Annotated in this window: 1 protein-coding gene and 1 pseudogene; both read right to left on the reverse strand. The window is 54.1% G+C overall.

Going from position 1 to position 971, the window contains the following annotated elements; genetic code table 11:
- The coding region (locus tag B3W37_RS15895; RefSeq protein WP_483176403.1) for a CoA-transferase subunit beta at positions 1 to 758 on the reverse strand (758 nt) is incomplete at its 3' end.
- Positions 759 to 971: pseudogene (locus B3W37_RS15900) on the reverse strand (CoA transferase subunit A); the annotation flags it as partial.

Below are 971 nucleotides of genomic sequence, written 5' to 3' on the forward strand. Positions count from 1 at the left end.
TGGTAGGTCGGCGGTTTGGTTTCGCCGCTGCACCTGGATATATCCAGATCGAAGTCCACGTTGTTCTTGACATCTTCCGCGCTGAATCCGGGATGTACAGTATCCAGGTACATGACGCCGCTGTCGTCGAATCTGAATATGGCCATGTCGGTAATGCAGGCGGTGGGTCCGCCATAGCAGTACTTGCCATAGACTTGACTTTTAGGCACATATTCCGTATCGGGCCAGTTCCTCACCATCCAGCCCGGTGAGGTCACATATTCCAGGCGCTCACTGAAGCGGCGTTTTTCCTGCACCATGATCAAAACCGTTCTGCGAGCGAAGGAAAGGATGTCGGCATTGCCGCCGCTGCCGGTGAAGCGCTGCTTGGGACTGGCATGGGTGCCGACATAGGTAGTATTGAGGCTGCCGTACTTGTCGATCTCCGCGCCTCCTAAAAAGCCCAGATCAACATATCCGGCATGAAGCTGACCATAGAAGGTTTCAAACAAACCGCCGGCTTTGGCAGCTTGATAGGCGCAGCGGGCATCGCCCACGGAGGTAGGCAGGTCAATCGGCCTGCCGTCAATGCTGCCGGCTTCATAGATGCATGCAGCATTGGGCGCATGTTCATTCTGGGCCAAAGCGATGGCCAGCATGGGAAGACCTGTTCCTGCAAATACGACGTCGCCATCCCGGACTTCCCTGGCAGCCGCGGCAGCCAGCAGGTCTATGGGTTTGAATTCCCCGACTTTTGCGTATTCAGTGCTTGCAGTCATTTATCTCGTCCCCCTTTTCACCCTGCTGGAATAGCCGGTTGCCTGACTGGCTCTTAAGGTCTCCAGGCGTTTTACACCAAGCTTTTCGAGGTATTCCCAGTGGTCGTTTACCCCAAAAATCCACTCTTCTGCAAATTTGTCAAAGCCGTCCTGTTTCTTGGTGTTGGAGTTGAAGCTCCTGAGGAAATCGGCATCTGTGTCATAATAGTACTG

This window comes from Syntrophomonas sp. UBA5494, from assembly GCF_002426325.1.